1 protein-coding gene is annotated in these 376 nt (G+C 38.0%); it reads right to left on the minus strand.

Going from position 1 to position 376, the window contains the following annotated elements; all coding sequences use genetic code 11:
• Positions 1-49 precede the first annotated feature (49 nt).
• The coding region (locus UU7_RS18570) for a hypothetical protein (protein WP_162098665.1) at positions 50-376 on the minus strand (327 nt) is incomplete at its 5' end.

A 376-nucleotide genomic window follows, 5' to 3' on the forward strand; every position in this document is an offset into this window, starting at 1 on the left:
CTCACGTATAAACGTGAGGCTTTTCATAACTTCATTGGCCTTCTATAAGTTAGAATTTAATTTCTACATTCTTGGTTGTTTCTAAAGTCTTCATGTGCTCATCCGTTACCCAAATTTTAAAGCCGATTGTTTTAATATCAGAGGCCTTCGAGGCTCCTGTACCTTCGTATTTGGTGAACCAAGTTTGGGTGCCATTTTTGCCGGGAAGTATATCTAAAGGAACGGCGCTGCCCACCATTACATTCGTATCGTTCAAATAGACATCTTTTAAGTAAACGCTGATTTTTTTCTTAGTCTTATTTTCGACTTTAGCCGTAAAGAAAAATTCACCCTCCATGCCCGGCATGTCAAACTTTTTGATGAATGACATTTTGAT

It is taken from the genome of Rhodanobacter spathiphylli B39 (genome assembly GCF_000264295.1).
In the GTDB taxonomy this organism is placed as follows: Bacteria; Pseudomonadota; Gammaproteobacteria; order Xanthomonadales; family Rhodanobacteraceae; genus Rhodanobacter; species Rhodanobacter spathiphylli.